Annotated in this window: 20 protein-coding genes and 1 pseudogene; 17 read left to right on the top strand and 4 right to left on the bottom strand. The window is 44.5% G+C overall.

The annotated features are described in order from the left end of the window. The 3 genes from AC5JL3_RS35790 to AC5JL3_RS35780 all read left to right on the top strand — a co-directional run. Positions 1-210: DUF1349 domain-containing protein (locus AC5JL3_RS35790; protein WP_496078975.1), on the top strand; the 210-nt coding region annotated here is incomplete at its 5' end. A 9-nt stretch (positions 211-219) separates the two neighbouring features. Then, positions 220-1,947, top strand: coding sequence for an urease subunit alpha (gene ureC / locus AC5JL3_RS35785; protein ID WP_496078974.1), 1,728 nt, complete (start codon positions 220-222; stop codon positions 1,945-1,947). Positions 1,948-2,203: 256 nt separating this feature from the next. Then, a complete protein-coding gene (locus AC5JL3_RS35780; protein ID WP_496078973.1) occupies positions 2,204-2,884 on the top strand; it encodes a hypothetical protein in 681 nt (226 codons plus the stop codon). A gap of 64 nt (positions 2,885-2,948) precedes the next feature. Here AC5JL3_RS35780 and AC5JL3_RS35775 read toward each other — a convergent pair whose 3' ends face one another. Further along, positions 2,949-3,140: a hypothetical protein gene (locus AC5JL3_RS35775; RefSeq protein ID WP_192221840.1), complete on the bottom strand. Its 192-nt coding sequence runs from the start codon at positions 3,138-3,140 to the stop codon at positions 2,949-2,951. 185 nt (positions 3,141-3,325) lie between these two features. Here AC5JL3_RS35775 and AC5JL3_RS35770 point away from each other — a divergent pair, with 185 nt between their 5' ends. Beyond that, complete coding sequence (locus tag AC5JL3_RS35770; protein WP_313929952.1) at positions 3,326-3,490, top strand: plasmid partition protein ParG; 165 nt, start codon at positions 3,326-3,328, stop codon at positions 3,488-3,490. Between the two features lie 18 nt (positions 3,491-3,508). Beyond that, the gene (locus tag AC5JL3_RS35765; RefSeq protein WP_496078972.1) at positions 3,509-3,691 is read left to right on the top strand and encodes a hypothetical protein; all 183 of its coding nucleotides are present in this window, start codon (positions 3,509-3,511) and stop codon (positions 3,689-3,691) included. Positions 3,692-4,228: 537 nt separating this feature from the next. On the opposite strand, the gene AC5JL3_RS35760 is transcribed toward AC5JL3_RS35765, so the two are convergent. Both AC5JL3_RS35760 and AC5JL3_RS35755 read right to left on the bottom strand, forming a co-directional pair. Continuing rightward, on the bottom strand, positions 4,229-4,387 hold the full coding sequence (locus AC5JL3_RS35760; RefSeq protein ID WP_192221842.1) for a ribbon-helix-helix domain-containing protein: 159 nt from the start codon (positions 4,385-4,387) through the stop codon (positions 4,229-4,231). Between the two features lie 619 nt (positions 4,388-5,006). Continuing rightward, a complete protein-coding gene (locus AC5JL3_RS35755) occupies positions 5,007-6,323 on the bottom strand; it encodes a glutamate-5-semialdehyde dehydrogenase (RefSeq protein ID WP_496078971.1) in 1,317 nt (438 codons plus the stop codon). Positions 6,324-6,512: 189 nt separating this feature from the next. Here AC5JL3_RS35755 and AC5JL3_RS35750 point away from each other — a divergent pair, with 189 nt between their 5' ends. The 11 genes and pseudogenes from AC5JL3_RS35750 (at position 6,513) to AC5JL3_RS35700 (ending at position 20,764) form a co-directional block, all read left to right on the top strand. After that, complete coding sequence (locus AC5JL3_RS35750; RefSeq protein ID WP_496078970.1) at positions 6,513-8,552, top strand: M48 family metalloprotease; 2,040 nt, start codon at positions 6,513-6,515, stop codon at positions 8,550-8,552. 261 nt (positions 8,553-8,813) lie between these two features. Continuing rightward, positions 8,814-9,182 (top strand): hypothetical protein, encoded by a 369-nt coding sequence (locus AC5JL3_RS35745; RefSeq protein ID WP_496078969.1) that lies wholly within the window; start codon positions 8,814-8,816, stop codon positions 9,180-9,182. Between the two features lie 201 nt (positions 9,183-9,383). After that, positions 9,384-10,211: a PHP domain-containing protein gene (locus AC5JL3_RS35740; protein WP_496078968.1), complete on the top strand. Its 828-nt coding sequence runs from the start codon at positions 9,384-9,386 to the stop codon at positions 10,209-10,211. A 32-nt stretch (positions 10,212-10,243) separates the two neighbouring features. Then, positions 10,244-11,275 (top strand): glutaminase A, encoded by a 1,032-nt coding sequence (gene glsA, locus AC5JL3_RS35735; protein WP_496078967.1) that lies wholly within the window; start codon positions 10,244-10,246, stop codon positions 11,273-11,275. Between the two features lie 101 nt (positions 11,276-11,376). Continuing rightward, positions 11,377-12,528 carry an FIST signal transduction protein gene (locus tag AC5JL3_RS35730; protein ID WP_496078966.1) on the top strand — a complete coding sequence of 384 codons (1,152 nt, stop codon included), beginning with the start codon at positions 11,377-11,379 and terminating at the stop codon, positions 12,526-12,528. A 6-nt stretch (positions 12,529-12,534) separates the two neighbouring features. Continuing rightward, on the top strand, positions 12,535-13,680 hold the full coding sequence (locus AC5JL3_RS35725; protein WP_496078965.1) for a sensor histidine kinase: 1,146 nt from the start codon (positions 12,535-12,537) through the stop codon (positions 13,678-13,680). Positions 13,681-13,964: 284 nt separating this feature from the next. Further along, positions 13,965-14,291, top strand: a complete 327-nt coding sequence (locus tag AC5JL3_RS35720; RefSeq protein WP_496078964.1) for a hypothetical protein — start codon at positions 13,965-13,967, stop codon at positions 14,289-14,291. A gap of 2 nt (positions 14,292-14,293) precedes the next feature. Beyond that, a complete protein-coding gene (locus AC5JL3_RS35715; RefSeq protein ID WP_496078963.1) occupies positions 14,294-14,488 on the top strand; it encodes a hypothetical protein in 195 nt (64 codons plus the stop codon). Between the two features lie 495 nt (positions 14,489-14,983). After that, positions 14,984-18,745, top strand: a pseudogene (locus AC5JL3_RS35710) (PAS domain S-box protein); the annotation flags it as partial. Positions 18,746-18,760: 15 nt separating this feature from the next. Then, complete coding sequence (locus tag AC5JL3_RS35705) at positions 18,761-19,120, top strand: sensor histidine kinase (RefSeq protein WP_496078978.1); 360 nt, start codon at positions 18,761-18,763, stop codon at positions 19,118-19,120. Between the two features lie 15 nt (positions 19,121-19,135). Then, on the top strand, positions 19,136-20,764 hold the full coding sequence (locus AC5JL3_RS35700; RefSeq protein ID WP_496078962.1) for a hybrid sensor histidine kinase/response regulator: 1,629 nt from the start codon (positions 19,136-19,138) through the stop codon (positions 20,762-20,764). A gap of 51 nt (positions 20,765-20,815) precedes the next feature. Here AC5JL3_RS35700 and gloA2 read toward each other — a convergent pair whose 3' ends face one another. Further along, positions 20,816-21,202, bottom strand: a complete 387-nt coding sequence (gloA2, locus tag AC5JL3_RS35695; protein ID WP_496078961.1) for an SMU1112c/YaeR family gloxylase I-like metalloprotein — start codon at positions 21,200-21,202, stop codon at positions 20,816-20,818. A gap of 151 nt (positions 21,203-21,353) precedes the next feature. On the opposite strand from gloA2, the gene pyrR reads away from it, so the two are divergent. Then, positions 21,354-21,896 (top strand): bifunctional pyr operon transcriptional regulator/uracil phosphoribosyltransferase PyrR, encoded by a 543-nt coding sequence (pyrR, locus tag AC5JL3_RS35690; protein WP_496078960.1) that lies wholly within the window; start codon positions 21,354-21,356, stop codon positions 21,894-21,896. Positions 21,897-22,057 lie beyond the last annotated feature (161 nt).

The following is a 22,057-nucleotide window of genomic DNA, read 5'->3' as shown; positions in this document are numbered from 1 at the left end:
GTGCATTTCTCTGTGATCTTAGCTTGTCCTCAAAGATCTCAAATGGGTTCTATAGAGGTGCAATACTCGTTTGATGGGGAACAGTACACGATGCTACGTCTTGGCTATCTCACCCCAGTTGAGACAGTAAGTGTGGGAGTAATGTGCGCTTGTCCAGAGGGAAATGGCTTCCCGATGACGTTTGAGGGATTCAAAATTCGCAGCTTGTGAGGAGCATCTATGAGTTACAGAATGGATCGTCGTGCTTATGCGGAAACCTTTGGTCCAACAGTAGGCGATCGCGTTCGTCTTGCGGATACAGAATTATTCATTGAAGTTGAACGCGATTACACCACGTATGGTGATGAGGTGAAGTTTGGTGGCGGGAAGGTAATTCGTGATGGTATGGGACAATCTCCCATCTCCAACGCTGATGGTGCAGTTGACATGGTGATTACCAACGCCTTAATCCTCGACTGGTGGGGCATCGTCAAAGCTGATATTGGGATACAAGACGGCAAAATTCGCAAAATTGGCAAAGCGGGAAATCCTTATATTCAGGACAACGTAGACATTATCATTGGACCTGGTACAGAAATTGTGGCTGGGGAAGGACATATTCTCACAGCAGGGGGGATCGATTGCCACATTCACTTTATCTGTCCCCAACAAATCGAAGTTGCGATCGCCTCTGGTATAACCACAATGATTGGTGGTGGAACAGGTCCCGCAACAGGAACAAATGCAACCACTTGCACACCTGGTCCTTGGAACATTTACCGGATGCTGCAAGCCGCTGAAGCCTTCCCAATCAATCTCGGCTTTTTAGGTAAAGGGAATAGTAGTCAGCCTCAAGCACTGGTAGAACAACTTGCGGCTGGGGCAATGGGCTTAAAGTTACACGAAGACTGGGGAACGACACCAGCAACGATTGATACCTGTTTGAGTGTTGCAGATAACTATGACGTTCAGGTAGCAATTCACACCGACACCCTGAACGAAGCCGGATTTGTGGAATCGACCATTGCTGCTTTCAAAAATCGCACGATCCACACCTACCACACCGAAGGGGCAGGTGGTGGACACGCCCCAGACATTATTAAAGTGTGCGCTGAAGCGAATGTGCTGCCTTCTTCCACTAACCCAACACGTCCCTACACTCTTAACACCCTGGAAGAACACCTAGATATGTTGATGGTGTGTCACCACTTGGATCGAGGGATTCCTGAAGATGTGGCGTTTGCGGAGTCCAGGATTCGGAGAGAAACGATTGCAGCAGAAGACATTCTGCACGATTTAGGTGCATTCAGTATGATTGCCTCGGACTCCCAAGCGATGGGACGAGTGGGAGAGGTGATTATTCGCACCTGGCAGACAGCCCACAAAATGAAAGTGCAGCGTGGTTTTCTCTCTTCTCCTGACTTAGGAGAAGGACAGGGAGTGCAGGCGGACAATTTCCGGGCAAAGCGCTACATTGCCAAGTACACGATTAATCCTGCGATCGCACATGGGATTGCTGAGTATGTTGGTTCTGTGGAAGAAGGCAAGCTAGCCGATTTGTGTCTTTGGAAACCTGCATTTTTTGGCGTGAAACCAGAGATGGTGATTAAAGGGGGTGCGATCGCCTGGGCGCAAATGGGTGATGCAAATGCTAGTATTCCCACACCCCAACCTGTTCATATGCGTCCGATGTTTGGCAGTTTTGGAAATGCGATCGCTGCAACATCCCTTACCTTTGTTTCCCAAGCTGCATTAGAAAACGAAATTCCCACTCAAATCGGCTTACAAAAACCTGCTATTGCTGTCTCAAACACTCGGCAACTCAGCAAGCGGGACATGAAGCTAAACGAAGCCCTACCCCACATGGAAGTAGACCCAGAAACCTACGAAGTCAGGGCTGACGGAGAATTATTAACCTGTGAACCCGCAACGGTTTTACCAATGGCACAGCGTTACTTTTTGTTTTAGTCATGTCAGAGGTTCAGATTCCCGACTTCTTAAAGAAGTCGGGAATCTCGCCTTCACGAATTATTTAGGACGGCTATATGTTAATAAATGTCTAAATTATCCGGATTTTAAAATAACCCAATCGGGTGAATCTCTTAAATAATATTTACCCAGTAAATCCAAACTTAACTAGAAATAAATTTAGCTGGAACAATTTTTTTTCCTATCTGTCGATTAAGTATCCGCATAGGTATTTACTAAGTAGAGAGGGTTTTCAATGTTTAACTTCCATTCATTTAAATCAGGAACTGCTGCGCTACTAGCACTAGCAATTAGTAGCAGTACTGTTGTCCCCCTCATCACATCAGCACCCGCTTTAGCTCAACGTCGTCCTGCCCAAAGGGAACAAATTAACATCGTTGTTCCTTCTGGTACGTCTATTCCTGTGCGATACGACAAAGACAAAGTTGTTGTCATGCCTGATGAAACAGTGCCTTTGACCTTAACCGTGGCAAGAGATGTCAAAGCAAGTGATGGCAAAGTTCTAATTCGCGAAGGTAGCGAAATCACAGGTGAGCTCAAACCTGTATCTGGAGGAACTCAGTTTGTTGCAAAGCAGCTAACTTTGTATCGTCCTCGCCTTGAAAGGCAGACAAGACCATTCACGATTAGTGGCACCTCTAATGTAGTGAGAAGAACAGAAGAAATTACTCAAGGAGCGAGTACAGGTTCAATTCTACAAGGTGCTGCAATTGGGGGTGCGGCGGCAGCAGCGATCGCAGCCCTTATTGGCGATCGCGCAATTGCGACTGAAGAAATTCTTGGTGGTGCTGGATTAGGTGCGATCGGTGGGTTCTTTTTGAACCGGAAAAAAGCGAATGTTCTTGTTGTCTATCCTGACCAGGACTTGGCTGTGAAATTATCGTCTCAATTTGCCTTCGTCTCATCATCTTATTAAAGAGAAAGATGAAGGTAGCTGGTAGGGGCAAAAACCTTACGCCCCTACCATTTTTACAATGGATTTATTGGCACTTACCTAACTGTTTAGGTAAATCGAACACCACTTTGAATTGGATGTTCGGAATACGCTGACGACACAACTGAAGATGCCCGTCCGCATCTGAGCGACTATGGTAGCGACCAATAATCACCCATTGCAGATTAGGCAGTAGACGAGCAACAGCCCAAGGCTTGAGGCAGTCTCTGTAAGTCATAATAAACTTGTCTCCTTTGTAATTTGGGAGCCAGAGCCAGCGCGGAAACTTGGTAGGTAGAGGCGCTGGCTTCTGACTTGCTATAAAAATAGCACATAAATTAACTTATTAACAAGTGCATTAACTTTCAGAGATTAACGGATTACTGTCAGAATGGACTAAAGTACCTTATCGTTAGTGAAACTGTGGCTGAAGACTCAATTAGGGTCTACCTATCAAAAGAAAAGAAAGTGCGCTTTAAGGCTGCCTGTGTCTTGCAAGACAGGGACATGAGCGATGTGGTTAATGAACTGATAGACCAGTGGCTAGAGCAAAATGAAACACCCCCACAGCAGCAAAAAAACAGGTGAGTAGGTAGTGAGGGCGTTTTGCCAGAAGAGAGCAAAGCTGAATGTGGAACCATCACTCGTTCTTTCCCTAGCTTGGGTGGTCGCCTAGTTAACCCATTGCCATCAGTACAAATTTTGTGGTTGAGGGTGATGGCGCTTTCTCTCCATAATGCGATCGCACCCTTACTTTGCCTTGGCAACTTGGTACTTGTGACTACATAAGCAAGTATTTAGGAAATTGGTATTACCTGTAGAGAAGTGACTTGTTAAGGAATTTCTACAGACGGCACAATGACTGAAAAAAACACCCTCTGGACATCTGCTTTCCAGAGGGCACCGGATGAAATTCGTATTTAAAGCTTACTGAGCAAGTGTGAATAATTTGTGAATAGAGCATTTGCTCATAATGCGATGCTCGTATCGGATATTTGCAAATCGCCCACAAACTAGAAGTCTGGCACTATACAAACTAAGTCCGCCTATACGGATTCAATTCAGCCTGTGGAGGCAGGCTTTGAATGCAATAGCTGCGATTTCCGTTTCTCCTGGTATTTTTGCAAAATTGAGATGCACCCTGATGTGATCGCTTTCTTAAAAAGCATTGCTTTAGTCGAGAGTTCAGAAGAATCTATTTTTTAGGCTCTCCCTTTACCTAAATTAATTCTCCTGTTCCTGAAAACGCAAAGTTTTCCGAAAATAAATTACTCACAGCTTAGCAAGCTTACTTATTAACTTTCTTAAGTATGATGAGCGCTCTCATCAGTCCTTTTTCTCTTTTTGTTGACGCTCTTTTACAGCCTGAGTCAACAGGTATGTTGCCAGACTACTCAATGAGCGACTTTCTTCTTCAGCCCATTTTTCTAAGGCTGTTTGAATTTCTTCTGGTAGATATGCCGTTACTCGCCCTTTTAGTTTCATCAGCTCTACAGTTTGATGATTTAAGATACTTCATTATATATCTGTTTAGAGCTGACTATCCATTACTTTTGTTAAACAGACTATTATATCACAATACAGGGTGTACAGTCTTATCCTCAAGCTGAATAAATGCACTCCTTATGAAGTCAAACCAAAACATCAATCAAACATTAACTTGCTCCACCTGTCTTGGCACCGCTTCAGGAGCATCTAGAATTGTGCGATCGCTTCAATTAGAAGAGATTAAATCTTCAATATTTTGCAGAAGTGTAGAACAAATCTCATCTAAAGGAAGGTCATTTTAATCCTGAGCAAATAAGTTTTCTATCTCAATCCGATCTCTTCGAGTCCTAACAACATCAGGACTTACGCAAAATCATTCATCAAACTCTAGATGTAGGGTGCGTCACGACGCACCCTACTAGTAAAGTTACTGCGTAAGTCCTAAAGGTAGAAACTTGCTAAAGCAACAGTTGGGGCTGTCCAACAATGCAAATCCATTGGACAGGTAGAAAATTGGCAGTGAGGAGATAAGGAAAATGTGGGAGACAAGGAGCATTTTTAGAAAGTTCCTCGATTTTCCATTCCCAATTCCCAATCCCCAATTCCCAATTCCCCCTTACAGATCCCGATGAGTGAAAGGTCTTGCATTCTCACCCACGTAGTTGGCAACAATGTGACCATTCCCTGCGACTTGGTACTTGTAAGTCACCAATCCTTCTAACCCCACTGGCCCACGAGGTGGCATTTTCTGCGTACTGATTCCTACTTCTGCCCCTAAACCATAACGGAAGCCATCAGCAAAGCGCGTGGAACAGTTGTGGAAGACACTAGCGGAATCGACTTGAGCAAGGAAGGTGTCAGCAACAGCTTGGTCTTCGGTGACAATTGCATCCGTATGCTGGGAACCGTAGGTATTAATGTGGTCAATAGCAGCGTCTAGGGAATCTACTACTTTGATTGAGAGAATTAAATCGCTGTATTCAGTAGACCAATCCTCCTCGGTTGCTGGGACAACGCTGTAACTAGTATTAAGAATGTTTTGGGTTGCCTCATCGCCTCGCAGTTCTACGTTGCGTTTATGCAAAGCGGCTGCGGCTAGAGGTAGGAACGTCGGTGCGATCGCAGAATTGACAAGTAGCGTTTCCATCGCACAGCAAGCGGCTGGATATTGAGTTTTTGCATCAACCGTGATGTCTACCGCCTTTTGCAAGTCAGCGACTTGATCGATATAGACATGACAAATGCCATCGGCATGACCTAGTACCGGAATGCGAGTATTCTCCTGCACAAACCGAACAAAGGAGTTGGAACCTCTCGGAATAATCAAATCAATGTACTCATCCAACTGCAACAGTGCGATCGTTTCCTCTCTCGTGGTTAACAGTTGGATAGCGGCTGGATCAACCGCCGTTGCTGATAAGGCTTGGTGAATGACCCTTACAAGGGTTTCACAAGAGCGAATCGCTTCCTTGCCGCCTTTGAGAATAACGCCGTTACCCGATTTGATGGCTAGTGTAGTGATTTGAATCAACGCATCGGGACGTGCTTCAAAGATGATGCCCAAAACGCCGACGGGACAAGTAACTTGCTTCAGAATTAAGCCTTCGTCCAGTTCGCGATGGATTGGCACGGCACCGACTGGATCACTCAGCTTACCAACATCTCTAACGCCATCAATCGCGGCTTTTAGCTTGGTTTCGTCTAATTTCAAGCGATTGTACAAGGGCTTAGGAATTCCATCGGTCTGTGCAGCGACGCAATCAGCCGCGTTTGCTGCCAGGATTTCAGGAGTTGCTGCTTCTAAGGCGATCGCGATCGCTTCGATTGCCTGATTCTTTGCTTCTGTTGGCAACACCGCCAGTTGTCGTGCCGCTTGACGACAAGCTTTGGCGATCGCACTCAAGGGTAGGGACGCAACTGGAGAAGCAGTCATGGATTTTGGGCAGGTACTGAAGACGTAATCTCCAATTTTAGCAAACGATGCCCAGATACAGTCTGCCTATCTCTAAAGTCTTCAATGATTGACGTTTCAAGCAACTTTTGCGAATTTTCTGCGATCACTGGTGTATCTAAGAGTCTTACTTGACCGAGTACCAATATTGCTTTTTAAGGGAGATGCCTTATGTCACTCCAAGCTGGATTAGAAGCCCTTAAACAAGGCAATCACCGAGAGGCAGTTCAACTCCTGAAAGAATTTTGCCAGTACTATACCCAGGAAGGTTCTAAAGATTATATTCAGGCTCAGATTGGGTTGGTCAGGGGATATCACCGATTGGGTGAAACAGAACAAGCGATCGCACTTTGCCAAAAGTTGGCGACGAACAGAAATTCCCAGGTAAGCCGTTGGGCAACTCAAGCTCTCCGGACTTTTACGAAGACCCAAACTCCCCCAATCCCCCAAATTACCCAAATCCCTCAAGCACTCGCAACAGTATCACCAACAGTTGATCAACCCAATCCCATACAAAAAGCGGGTCGTGCGGCTAAAGCGGGGGTCAAGTTAGCTCTAGCAGGTAAGGTCGGTAATCTGGCTTTGGCTTCTGGTGTCACCATCTCCTTGTTATTCGGCATGGTGTTGGCGTTGAGTTTAGGGGTTGTGTTTCTTCTTGATAGCGATAAGCCAACCTTGAGTTTTGCGATCGCAATTGGTTTTACCTTAGTTTTCAACATCGCTGCCTTTTTCCTCTCTCCCTTGCTCATGGACTTAACCCAAAAGTGGCTCTACCAAACGCGCTGGGTGAGTCTTGCCGAGGTTGAGCGTCATAGTCCTGAGGCAGCAAAGGTAATTCAGCGTGTCTGTCAAGCGAACAAACTGAAAACACCCCGACTGGGAATCATTGACGACAAAAATCCAACCGCTTTCACCTATGGTTCTCTCCCAAACAGCGCACGTCTGGTGGTTAGTGAGGGATTGTTTACCTATTTGGATGAGGAGGAAATTGCTACCGTCTATGCTCACGAACTCGGTCACATCGTGCATTGGGACTTTGCCGTGATGACCTTGGCATCGACGTTGGTACATATCACCTACCTGATTTACCTCTTTGCCAGACGCTTGGGACGTGGTAGTAACAGTAAACTCAAAGATGCGGCTGGGACGGCTGCGATCGCGGCTTATGTGTTTTACATCATTGGTACCTATTTGCTGCTGTACCTATCCCGGACACGGGAATACTTTGCTGACCACTTTGCCGCAGAGACAACTGGCAACCCTAACGCCCTCTCGCGGGCTTTGGTGAAAATTGCTTACGGCATTTTAGAAGAGAGCAAGCAAGCTTCAGAACCCAGCCGCTTAATCGAAGGCACTCGTGCCTTGGGTATCTATGACCACAAAGCCGCCGCGAGTACTGGCACTGCCTACCGCATTGTCCAAAAACCTCGACAGATGGGTCGAGTATTTTTGTGGGATTTGTTTAACCCTTGGGCAGGATTGATGGAATTAAATTCCACTCACCCTTTAACGGGTAAACGTATCCGCGCCCTCAGCAGTTATGCAGAACAACTGGGTTTGCCAACCGAGTTTGACATGGGTCAAGTTGTAGGTGAGAGCAGAAACCTCAGCAAAAAAAAGCTCTATCGCACCTTTGCCTTAGACCTCTTGCTCTTTTGTGCCATGCCAATCGGGTTGGTTATTGGCTTGCTGATAGGAGTTGCGGTTATGGGTAGCTTCTCAACTGCACCCTTCTCCTTCGCCTTCCTTGGCTTTGGATTAGGAACCCTCATCCGAACCTTTGTGATGTTCCCCAGCATCAAGCAAGCACCGGAATCAGATGTACTCAAGTTAATGTCCAATCCTTATGCCAGTCCGTTGCGTGGTCAACCCGTGAAACTTCAAGGTGAGTTAATTGGTCGTGGCGATGCTGGTTATCAGTTTGGGTCAGATCTGAAACTCCAAGACAGCACTGGCATGATTTATTTACGCTACGCTTCCCGCTTTGGTGCGATCGGGAATTTCCTATTCGGAATGAATCGTGTCAAGAATCTGCTTGGGGCACAGGTTAGCACGACTGGGTGGTTCAGACGCAGTGTTGTCGCTTGGGTTGACCTAACTCACCTAACTAGCGAAAGTGGTACCACGGTTAAGAGTTTTCACCGCCTCTGGGCTTTCATTTGGGGAGGAGTGGCAATTTTAGTTGGTTTGTTTTTACTAAACTTCGTTTAGGACTTTGAAGGGGCACAGTACGCTGTGTCCTTTCAGTAGCGATCTTAGTTAGGTTACCAAACTTTTGATTTGAAACGTATAAAGGTTTTCGTTATAGCTAGCGAGATAAACCCTTCTCTCTTTCAAGCATTTTGGAGGTGCATTTTGCTATAATTAAGAAGTGATAAGCGTTACTGAATAGCCGCTATTGGCACTTTTGATAAACCAAGCAAATCGCAAGTTTGCTTGTTGGCTTTGTTCACTATTCTTTGCTAAGACTAAATGATTCTCTCTACCTACAATAGCTCAGAAACTACAGTAAATGCAAGCCAATTGCCTGATACCTGTCAGGTCAATGAATCAGACTTATTTGCCAATTCCAAAACTGAGCAGCTAGTGTTTCAGCATCAACTCAATCATCAACTCATTGAGATTGAGCATTGTTGCCTTACTGAAAGGGCTGCTAGTCTTTTGGATGTCTCTTCTGAAACTCTCAACCGCACGAAGAGAGAGGGGAGAGACTTTTACGAAAGGGCAAATTGGATTGCCTATCCAATCCAAGACGTTGATGATACGCTTCAACAGCCAATCAGAAGAAAGCAAAACTTTTGGCGAGTTTTCTTTCGGGTTTTACCTAACGAGCAAAACTAGGGAGTCCTAAATAATTCGTGGAGTCAAGATTCCCGACTTCTCAAAGAAGTCGGGAATCTAAACCTCTTGCGATCACCTAAAAGCAAAAGAGTCTTTAGAGTTGGTAGAAGCATAATAATATTGTGTTCTACAAAATGGCTAAGTTGTGCTTAAAGGAAAGTTTAATCCTCCACTCAGCAGGTAGGTGTACATAATAAAAGAATGCTCGAACTTCACTGTCACACCACCTGCTCCGATGGCACCCTTACCCCAAGCGAACTTGTCCATGCGGCAGTTCAAGCGGGAGTATTGGCACTAGCGATTACCGACCACGATACGCTCTCTGGTTGGCAAGAAGCGATTACGACGGCTCAACCTCATAACCTGGAAATCGTCCCGGGTGTTGAATTGAGTACGGTACACAACGACCGTTCCCTACACATTTTGGGTTTTTACCCCAATGCCCAACAGCTAAGTGCCCCTTTATCGGAACGCTTGGAAGGACGTAAACGCCGTTCTCAGAAAATGATCGCCAAGTTGGAAGCACTAGGCTATCCAATCTCGCTACCGGAACTGGGAGAAGGAATGGCACCAGGGCGTCCTCATCTTGCTAAAGCACTTGTAGACGCGGGTCATGTCAAGTCGATGCGCGAAGCGTTTGACCGACTGTTGGGTGATGATAAACCCGCTTACGTGCATTACGAGAAATTCTCAATTTCTGAAGGCATTACGTTGTTACGCAACTGTGGTGCTGTGCCAGTTTGGGCCCATCCTTACTTGTTTAGAGGTGGTGAAGTTGAAGACGTGTTAAAGGAACTGGTTGATGCGGGGTTGATGGGAATTGAAGTTTACCATCCCAGCCACACGCCAAAAGAGAGAAAACATCTTGAGGCGCTGTGTTCTCAATACAGCTTACTGATGACAGGTGGCAGTGATTACCACGGACCCAGTCCTGATGGTAAAAGCCCCAGTAGTAGCACACTCAATATGATGCGTTTGTCATTAGCCTTACTTGACCCGCTTAAAGAGGCGGCGCACACTTTAAATTAATCATTGTTCTTGCCTATAGCAAGTTGCTTGATATGGGGAATGCATCAAGAAGTCCTGTCCTTGAGAACTTGCTTTCGGAGTTGTACGACAAGTACAAGTCACTCATGGATGGAAGATTGGCAAACTACATCCCGGAACTTGCGAAAGCCGACCCTAACTGGTTTGGTATTTGCGTAGTTACAGTGGATGGTCAAGTTTATGAAGTGGGTGATTACGAGCAATTATTCACAATTCAGTCAATTTCCAAAGCGTTTGTCTATGGACTCGCCCTTGAAGAACATGGGCGGGATTACGTCTTAACCAAAGTTGGGGTTGAGCCAACAGGAGATGCTTTTAACTCGATTATTCAGTTGGAAGAGTCCTCGAAGCGACCGTATAACCCGATGGTCAATGCAGGCGCGATCGCAACTACTAGTTTAATCAAAGGTTCAAGTCCAAGTGAGCGACTCAACTGTCTACTCAGTATGTTTGAGCGCTACGTCGGTCATAACCTGTTCATTGATATGCCTGTATTCTTGTCAGAGCGAACGACGGGGCATCGCAACCGAGCAATGGCACACTTGATGCTCAACTTTGGCATGATCGATGAAAAAATTGATGAAGCGCTCGACCTTTACTTCCAGCAATGTTCGGTGATGGTCAACTGCCGAGATTTGGCGACAATGGCAGCTACCCTTGCAAATTGTGGTATTAACCCCATCACTCAACAACGGGCTGTTGAAGCACGCTACATCCGAGATATTCTGACTGTGATGTACACCTGCGGGATGTATAACGTTGCCGGACAGTGGGCTTACAAAGTTGGCTTGCCGGCAAAGAGTGGCGTATCGGGTGGAATTATTGTCGTTGTTCCTCAGAAAATGGGTATAGCCGTTTTCTCGCCACTCCTTGACTCTCACGGTAGCAGTGTTAGGGGAATGAGAGTTTGTGAAGACCTCTCCGAACGAATTGGACTACACATGTTTGACTTACAGATGGATAACGCCCAGTTCCTTAACTCTTTGTATCATCAGACGTTGCCTGACACTACTCCTGAAACCGAAGACACATCCAAGATAAACTAAGTAGAACAACTCAGTTAAACACAACGTAATCTTACAAATCCATCCAACTAGTAGCCATTGAGAAAGTAAGAGAAGTATAGAATAGTCCCTACAGAAGATGTATGTTGAAGGTAGCTGTTGGTCACAGCAACGATCCGGATTCCCAGTCAGCAATCGATGAGGTTCTAGAGCAATGCATTCGCTCTTTAGCAGGAGTAACCCCACAGGCTGGTATCCTTTTTGCTGCGATCGACTTTGAGCATTCCTTAATTCTGAAACAAATTCATCAGGCTTTCCCTGGCATTGAGCTAATTGGTGGAACAACCGATGGAGAACTTTCTTCCGTTCTTGAGTTTCAGCAAGACTCCCTGACTTTAATAGTGTTCTGCTCAGAAGAAATTGAAATCAAAGCAGGAGTTGGACGCGAGGTTTCAAAAAACCCAGTTGAAGTAGTCAGGCAAGCCGTTGAGCAAGCACAAGGCAACAGCACGACCACACCTCAATTGTGTCTAACTGTTCCAGAAGGCTTTACAGCCAGTGGAGTCTCAATTTTGGATGGTTTGAAGCGAGTTCTTGGGCAGAATGTGCCTATCTTGGGTGGATTAGCCGCTGATCACTGGAGATTTCAAAAGACTTATCAATTCTTTCGCACAGAAGTTTTGAGTGATGCTGTGCCAATCCTGCTCTTTTCAGGAGCATTACTTTTCTCCCATAGCTTAGCCAGTGGTTGGCATCCCATCGGAAAAAAAAGCAGAGTCACTAAGGTCAATAAAAACATCATCTATGAAATTGATGACAAACCTGCGATAGAGTTCTATCGTCATTATTTTGGCGACCTTCCTCCTTCCGCTGAATATCCCCTAGCTGTCTTTGATCGAGAAGAGAAGCATTTTTTTCTAAGAGCTGCTAACGTTTTCGACGAGGAGTCAGGGAGCATCACCCTTTTTGCAGATATTCCTGAACAGGCAGTTGTTCAAATCGCAGAAGCAACTCGTGAAGATATCCTGGCTGCTTCCCAAACATCAATTAGAAATGCGATCGCAAGCTATCCAGGCAGTGAGCCAGAGGCGGCTCTATTTTTTTCCTGTGCCAGTCGCCGGAAAATTCTTGGTACACGAACCAAGGAAGAGTATGAGCTTGCGAAAAGCTGTCTTACCAAGGCTTTACCAATTTGTGGTTTCTATAGTAGTGGTGAGATTGCTCCCCTAGAGCAAAAAGGTCAGACTGAATTTCATAACAAAACTTTCGTGACGTTGCTTCTAGGGACGAAATGAGAGCTGATGGAACTTGCAGACTACGAAAAAAGACTCCAGGAACTCGAAAAAGCGAATCGAATTCTTCAAAAAAAACTAGAACGCTCTGAAGCCGATCGCGTTGACTTAGAGAAGACTAATGACAAAAACCAGGCTTTGCTCAAAAGTGTGATCCGTGAGTTGGAGGAATCAAAAACAACACTTGAGGAAAAAAGCTGGGATTTAGAGCAAGCCCTCAAAAATCTCCAAGCGATGCAAGCCAAACTGGTTGCCTCGGAAAAAATGTCGGCTTTGGGTGTTTTGGTGGCAGGTGTTGCTCATGAAATTAACAACCCCGTCAACTTTATTTATGGCAATCTGATTCACGCCCAGAAATATACCCACGACTTACTGGAATTGGTGCAACTGTATCAGCAGTATTACCCCAATCCCACTAGCGAAATCCAGGAGATGATCGAAGCAATTGAGCTTGATTTCTTGTGTGAAGATTTACCTAAACTCCTGAAGTCCATGAACGTAGGGACTGAGCGAATTCGTGAGATTGTCAAATCTCTACGCAACTTCTCTCGCCTGAATGAAGCTGAATTCAAGGTAGTAGATATCCACGAAGGTCTTGATAGTGCCTTAATGATTCTGCATAACCGATTGAAACCTAAAGCAGATCATCCCGGCATTGAGGTTATCAAAGAGTATGGACAACTACCCCCAGTTGAGTGCTGCCCTGGTCAGTTGAATCAGGTATTTATGAATCTCTTAACCAATGCTGTTGATGCATTAGATGAAGGGATTAGGGACTGGGAACTGGAGACTGGGCAAAAAGTTGAAGAGATGCAGGGAATGCAAGGGAAGAGTTTCTCCTCTATCTCTAATTCCCAATCCCAAGTTCCAATTATTCAGATTCGCACAGAGATTATTCAGGATAACTGGGTCACAATTCGGATTGGTGACAATGGGTTAGGGATGAGTGAGGACGTTCACTCGAAGCTTTTTGACCCCTTCTTCACCACCAAACCTGTAGGCAAAGGGACTGGGTTGGGTTTATCAATCAGTTACCAAATTGTGGTGGAAAAGCATGGTGGCAAAATGCAATGCTATTCAGCACCAGGGCAAGGTGCAGAGTTTGTGGTTCAGATTCCCCTACGGCAGTCAATTGGCGATCGCAATCCTTGCTAAACACAATTCAAGCGATGCTTTCGGTCTCACCTAAAATAGGTCAAGGCAAGATTGTCCTTTTCACGAAATGAAGGACAGTAGTATCTCTGCCTTATCCAAGTCTCAAGAACAGATTTGAAATATAGCAGTAGCCACTAAGGTTAGGACATCGGCGGAAGCCGAGTTCATTAACCGGAGGCTTTTTGACTGGAAGCTGACCGCTGAAAGCTGACTGCTGATTGCTATATGAGAGGCGATCACTTTCTTATGCAATAATTTCGTGACACTTGCAAAAGGGTGACCGAATGTCGGATATCTTCGTCATGATTCGTAACCAGGATAACAGTGCCCTGACTTCAATTGATGGTACTGCCTTTATTACGTTACTTCGACAAGATGGGCAAGTGCTGGCAGAAGAACTTGTTGAATTGATCTATGCGGATGCAGGCTTTGATGACCTTCGTACTGGTCAATACACTGTAGTTGTGAGGCATGAACAGGTTCAACCAATAGAAGCAACTTATGATGTAATCATCAATGCTGAGGATAAGGTAATCTTACTAACGTTTGTTTACCTGGAACCGGAACGAATCTTACTGCAAATTCAAGCTTCTGTAGAAAGCAGGTTGTAACTATGACAGTCAAGGTCATTCCATCACAGTCAATCAAGGCATACCGTTATCGGGTGTATTGCTTGGGGCAAGATCTCTGGAAGGAGAAAGACCCGACTAGTCGAGCAAATCTGGCTCTACAGTTAGCCGATGCCGCTACAACGCTGGCTAGGTTGGAAGCCCAAGAAGCGCAAAACATTTCACAACTGAGTTTGTAACAAGTTTTTCAACAAAAAGCGATCGCACTTTCATTCATGTAACCGCTTAAAGGCACAAAGCTGATCACAGACCAACTGGAGAACTTCTCACAATTCCTTCCTAGGGGGATGTATTTGTGTCCAGTTTTAGAGTTCATTTTGCCTTCAATTAGGGAACTATAAGGTCAACGGTATCTTTTGTCTAAACTCTAGGCACTTCAAAAAGCGTTGAGCAGGCATCAGTTAGCAAAGCGCTTTTAGGGTTGTCGCTCTTGAATGGGAGTATGTCTGGCTGTAGCCATAAAGGTTAGGACAGATTTAAGGGCTGAAACAACCACGTACTCGTGATAAACCTTCTGCCTTCTGCTATACCAGGATGATGACTAACAGCTTCAATATTAAGCTGATTCTATGTGGATTGTAAAAAGATAGTCTTATTAATAAAGTGACATTGACCAAACGAGATATTACTAAAAGTAAGGGATTTAAAGAAGCCCTGCAAATAAACAAGAGCAACTTTGTGAAATGACAGAACAGATTCAGGAAGCTTTCTGGTTGACATCAGCGGATTATCAACAGTTGCTCTACGTCAGTCCAGCTTTTGAGACAATTTGGGGTCGTCTGCGTGAGAGCTTGTACACCTATCCTGGTGGTCATCTAAACTTGATTGTGGATTCCATCCATCCAAGTGATCGAGAGCGAGTCGTTGCTGCTTTTGGCAATCTCCTTGAGGGGGAATACAGAGCGGAGTATCGGCTTGTGCGACCGGATGGCTCAATTCGCTGGGTGCGATCGCGTTCTTTTCCCGTTCAAAATCCATTTGGGGAAACGTGGGGGATTGCTGGACTCTCAGAAGACATTACTGAGCGCAAACAAAGTGAGGAGCGCTTCCGGACAATGTTTGAGTCTGCTCCGATTGGGATAGTACTTGTTGATTCAAACGGCAGGTTTCTTCAAACCAATCCGACTTTTCAGGAGCTATTCGGCTACACAGATACAGAACTCCAAAACCTATCTTGTATCGACTTGACGCATCCCGAACATCAGGTAGAGAACGCGAATTTGTTTCAGGAGCTATTTTTGGGCAAACGTACTCGCTTCAGCTTGGAAAAGCGCTGCTTCCGCAAAGACGGGTGTATTATCTGGGTCAATGTATCCGTTTCAGTTGTTTGTGATGCCAACGGCTTACCGCAGTATGCGATCGGCATGATCCAAGATATTAGCGATCGCAAACACGCAGAATTAGAACTTTTCCAAGCTCGTGATCAACTAGAACAACGAGTCGCTGAACGTACTGCCGAACTCGAACAAGCTAATATACGACTCCAGCAAGAGATTGCCGAGCGTTCTGCCGTACAGGAAGCCCTTAAAAGTCAACAAGAATTTCTCCGAGCTGTCCTTGATATTAATCCCAACCTCATTTTTGTCAAAAATCGGCAGGGAAAATATACACTTGCCAATCAAGCTTATGCTGATTTTTATGGTATAAGTCTTGAAAATGTGTTGGGCAAGACAGACGCTGAGGTGAATCCAAATCCAGAAGACGTAGAGCAGTGCGTAGCTCAAGATCGGGAAGTATTTACCACATTACAGCAGAAGTTTATCCCCGAACAATCTTGCTACACAGTAACTGGAGAAAGGCGTTGGTACCAAACAATCAAAAAGCCCTTATTTTCCAGTCATGGTCAAGTTAGTCAAATTCTTGGCATTGCCACTGACATTACTCGACGGAAGCAAGCCGAATTAGAACTACAGCAGGCAAAAGAGCAACTACGGGCAGTTTTGGATGCTGTGCCTGGGTATGTTTCTTGGATTAGTGCCCAAGGGCGATATCTTGGCGTTAACCGACAACTATCTGACAGCTTCAATTTATCTCCAGATGCCTTTGTCGGTAAAGAACTGGGCTTTCTAAAAAACAGTCCTGAATTCACTCAATTTATGACTCAGTTTCTCGCTAGTTCTGCTCAAACAGACCGCCAAGTTATTGAGGTACAAGTCAACGGCTCAACTCGAAGCTATCTGATTGCTGCTCAGAAGTACCAGCAAAGCACCATGGCTGTATTAGTGGGAATTGACATCACTGAACGCAAACAGGCAGAGGAAGCACTCAATGCTCAGAAGGAGTTTCTCCAAACTATTATTGATAGTAATCCGAATGCAATTTTTGTCATTAATACAGAGGGGAAGTATGTACTTGCCAATCAAGTCTATGCTGATTGCCACGGAACAACTGTTGAAGACGTAATCGGCAAGACGGCGGCGGATTTGCATCCCAATCAAGCCTCTGTAGAGGACTACATTGATCAAGACCAGGAAGTGATTGCTACGTTACGGCAAAAGTTCATGCCAGAAGAACTCCACACCTTAAGTGGGGAAGGACGCTGGTATCAAACTACTAAAAAGCCACTCTTTTCAAGTGATGGTCAAGTCTGTCAAATCTTGGGCGTTGCTACTGATATCACTGAACGCAAGCTAGCGCAGGAGGCACTCAAAGCCCAAAAAGAGTTTCTCCAAATAATTATTGATACCAATCCTAATAGAATTTTCGTTAAAGATCGGGAAGGTAAGTATATCCTTGCCAACAAAGCCTGTGCAGATTTTCATGGCATAGCCGTAGAAGATTTGTTAGGGCATACAGACGCTGAGGTGATGCTCGACCCAGCCGATGTAAAGCTGTTCGTTAAGGAAGACTTGGAAGTATTAACAACATTACAGACTAAATGTAGTCCAGAAGTGCCTTGCCACACGCCAACAGGGGCAGTGCGCTGGTGGAGTGTGATTAAAAAGCCACTGCTTTCAAAAGATGGTCAAGCCTTTCACGTTTTTGGTGTTTGCACTGATATCACAGAGCGTAAGCTTGCTGAGGAGCAAGTCCGGGAATCAGAAGCACAATTGCGCCTTGCCTTGGAGGCAGCGCGGATGGACAGTTGGAATTGGAATTTTCAAACTGGAAAAATCATTCGGTCAAATAATTTCCAGCAACTGTATGGCTTTACTCCCAATCCCTCTGGTGTTACCTACGAAGAATTTCTAGAACTTGTTCATCCAGAAGACCGCGATCACATCCGGCAAACCGACGAACGTGCGCTTGAGACAGGTGACGGCTATGATAGTGAATTCCGCATTATTCTACCTGATGGAAGCCTTCGTTGGGTTCAAAGCAAAGGTCAAGTTTTTTACGATGAGACGGGCAAGGCAGTACGGATGGCTGGGGTCAACTTAGATATTAGCGATCGCAAGTTTGCCGAAGAACAGCTACGCCAATCAGAAGAGCAACTGCGCCTTGCATTGGATGCTGCCAACATGGGCTTCTGGGATTGGAATCTTCAAACCGGAAAAGTTACCCGCTCAAGCAATCTGGAACGTCTGTATGGCTGGGTTCCTAATACGGCTGATGAGATTAAAGATCGGTTTTTTAAAACCCTTCACCCGGACGACTACAAGTTGCTCAAGGAAGCGGATCGACATGCCATTGAGACAGGTGAAGGTTACGACATCGAATTCCGTATCATCATGCCCGATGGGAGCATCCGTTGGCTTGCCAGCAAAGGCCAAGTTTTTTACGATGAATCTGGTTTACCAGTGCGGATGGCTGGAATCAATCTCGACATTAGCGATCGCAAGTTTGCCGAGGAGCAACTGCGCCAATCACAAGCCTTACTACACCTGGCATTAGATGCTGCCAACATGGGCTTTTGGGAGTGGAATCTTCAAACCGGAAAAGTCATTCGTTCACAAAGCCTTCAACGAATGTTGGGTTGGGTTCCCAACACAGCTGATGATACCAATGATGCCTTTCTCAAAATTCTTCACCCGGACGACCACGAGTTATTTAACAAAGCCGAACAACATGCCATTGAGACGGGAGAAGGTTACGACATAGAATTCCGCATTTTATTACCGGATGGGAGCATTCGTTGGCTAGAAGCTAAAGGGCGAGTCATTTACGACGAAACTGGTAATCCAGCCCGGATAGCTGGAATTGATGTAGATATTAGTGAGCGCAAACTTGCAGAGATAAAAATTAAAGAATCGCTACAGGAAAAAGAAGTCTTACTTCAGGAAATTCACCATCGAGTCAAAAATAATTTACAGGTAATCTCCAGCCTGCTTGATTTGCAATCTCAGCATATTCAAAATCAACCGATGTTGGAGATCTTCCGCGAAAGTCAAAGCCGTATTCGATCTATGGCACTTGTCCATGAGAAATTGTATCAATCTAAAGATTGTGCCAAAATTATTTTTGTTGATTATGTTGAAACCTTGACAAGCTACTTATTTCAAGTCTATGGAGTGAAGGCTGAAAATATTACTTTAAATCTAAATATAGACGATATATCCTTAAATATTGACACAGCAATACCTTGCGGATTAATTATTAATGAACTTATCTCAAACTCTCTTAAATATGCCTTTCCAAATCGCAAAGAAGGAGTCATTACTGTTATTTTTCAATCCAGCCTTAATGGTCAGAGAAAACTAATAGTAAAGGATAATGGAATCGGGCTATCCGCTAATTTCAACTTAGATCATGTGAAATCCTTAGGACTTAAATTAGTCAATGTTCTCACTAAACAACTTGAGGGAACAATTGCCGTGAACCGTAACGCCGGAACCGAATTTAGGATTAGCTTTTTAGAAATAAATCATTAGGAGATTTAAAGAAAAATGGGAAGAGCAAGAATTTTAATTGTTGAAGACGAAAGTATTGTAGCCCTTAATATTCAAAATCGGTTAGAAGGCATTGGGTATACAGTCGTGGCAAATCTTACCTCCGGAGAAGCCGCGATTCAATCGGTTGAAGAAACACACCCTGACTTAGTGCTGATGGATATTAAACTCAAGGGAAAAGTTGATGGTATTGAGGCAGCAGGACAAATCCGCAGTCGCTTCCACATTCCAGTTGTATATCTCACAGCTTACACGGATGAGGAAACTATCAATCGAGCGAAAGTCAGCCAATCATATGGTTATATTCTCAAGCCTTTTGAGGCAAGAGATTTATGCACAACTATTGAAGTCGCTCTCTACAATCACCAGATGGAGCAACAGCGTTATGAGAGAGAGAAGTGGCTAGCAACGACACTGAGAAGTATTGGTGATGCTGTGATTACCACCGACTCTCAAGGGCTAATCACCTTTATGAATCCGGTTGCCGAAGCGCTCACCTGTTGGAAACAAGAAGAGGTTTTAGGTAATGATTTAACCCAGGTTTTCCAAGCAATCAACGAAAGAACAAGAGAAACTATTAATAATCCAGTCACGTTAGCTCTCCAGAAGGGCGTTAGTGTAGACTTGGAAAACCACACTCTCCTGATTACAAAAGATGGTAGAGAAATCCCAATTGATGATAGTGCTGCACCGATTAAAAATGATGAAGGTAAAATTACTGGAGCTGTCTTAGTTTTCCATGATATTACTGAGCAACAGCAAGCTCATGCCACTCTACAACAAACCAATGAAGAACTAGGAAATCGAGTTGAGGAGAGTAATGCTCAATTGCGGCAGATAAATGAACAACTACGAGCAGAAATTGAGCGCCGTCAGCATTTAGAAAATGAACTAATCTTTGCTCTTGAGAAAGAACGAGAACTCAATGAATTAAAGTCACGAATTGTTGCTACCGTTTCACATGAATACCGTACCCCACTTACTACAATCCTGACCTCTACTGAGTTGCTTGAACACTATAGTTTAAAATGGACTGAGGAAAGAAAGAAGAAGCATTTCGAGCGAATTAAAATAGCTGTTCAATACTTAACAAAGCTAGTCAATGATGTGCTACTTGTTAACCAAGCTGAAGCTAGGACAATACAGTTCACTCCAGCACCAGTAGATGTAGAGTCCATTGTTCGTGAACTCGTTACAGAATTTCGGTCAAATACAGAGCATCAACACACAATTAATGTGGAGTACCAAGGCGCTGTTACTAACGTACTTCTAGACGAAAAACTTGTACGATCAATGCTAAGGAACTTGCTCTCCAATGCTATCAATTATTCTCCTGAGGGTAGCGAGATTCAGTTAGAGTTGATTTTTCAACACGATGAGCTGGTGTTTCGCATATCTGACCAAGGTATTGGTATTTCTCCTACTGACCAAGCTCATATATTTAATGCATTCTTTCGGGGTAATAATGTTGGTACGGCTCCGGGCGTTGGATTGGGATTAGTAATTATTAAAGAATGTGCGAACTTGCATAATGGTAGGGTTGTTGTAGATAGTGAATTAGGTCGAGGAACGACATTTACTATTAGCCTTCCCTTACATTCACAAGTCAACTCTAAAAGAGAGTAAATATTAGCTATCTTAGACACAAAATACTAATCAAAATTTTATTAGAAAATTCTAACTTTCATATATCTCCAAGGGTAAGCCGTCTGGGTCTTGGAAAAAGGTAAAACGCTTTCCTGTAATCTCGTCAGTTCTAATCTCTTCTACCTTCACATCTTTGGCTTGGAGATAGGCAACTGATTCAGCGATATCATCAACCTCAAAGGCTAAATGTCTTAGACCACAAGATTCGGGTCGGCTAACACGCTGGGGAGGGTTGGGAAAGGAAAAAAGCTCGATGCAATCACCGCTATTTAGTTGTAAATCTAATTTGTAAGAATTTCTGGATTCTCTAAAGGTTTCATTAATTACTGAAAACCCTAAAACATTTACATAAAAATGCTTCGATGTCTGATAATCAGAGCAAATAATAGCAACGTGATGAATTCTTTTTGTTTTCATAACTCAATAATCTACAATTAAGATGCACAACAGCTTATCAATACTCCTCCGTTCTGAACTTCTTTCAACCTCTAAATTTCTCTAGCCAAAACAGGAAGTTACTCGTACACCATAGTACCCTCAAGGGAATGGTACTAAATCATTAAGTGGGATGCCTACTCAAACTATTGAAATTCTCTCAGCCGAAGACCTACGCCGTACAATTACCCGTTTGGCTTCTCAAGTTATTGAAAAATCTGGAGAGTTGTCCAAACTTGTACTAGTGGGTATTTATACTAGAGGCGTTCCTTTAGCAAAGCTTTTGGGGCGTCAGATCGAAATACTAGAACAGGTACAGGTGCCTGTGGGGGCGCTAGATATTACGTTTTATCGGGATGACCTGGATCAGATTAGCGTTCGGACACCAGCGAAAAGTGAGATTCCTTTTGATCTTTCAGGCAAGACAATCGTGTTGGTGGATGATGTCATTTATAAAGGGCGCACGATTCGCGCTGCCCTGAATGCGGTAACGGAATATGGTAGACCGCAAGCGATTCGCTTATTGGTTCTAGTAGACCGAGGACATCGTGAGGTGCCGATTCGCCCAGACTTTACGGGCAAGCAGCTACCAACATCTGCCGAAGAACAGGTAAAAGTTTATCTCCAAGATGTAGATGGACGAGATGGTGTGGAGTTAATCAGAACCCTCTCTTGATGAGTGTTATGCGATCGCATATCTGCAAATCTAGAAAATAGGTATTAGGGGTTAGGTGGTAAGGGAGAGGGATTTTCATCGCAATGTTAGTTCGCTCTACTTGCATGGGTGGCTATCTTGAAAGTACGGACAAAGACCAGCAGGAAGTAACAGCGCTACTG

The sequence above is a fragment of the Symplocastrum torsivum genome, assembly GCF_059505465.1.
This window is presented reverse-complemented; position numbering and strand designations above follow the sequence as displayed.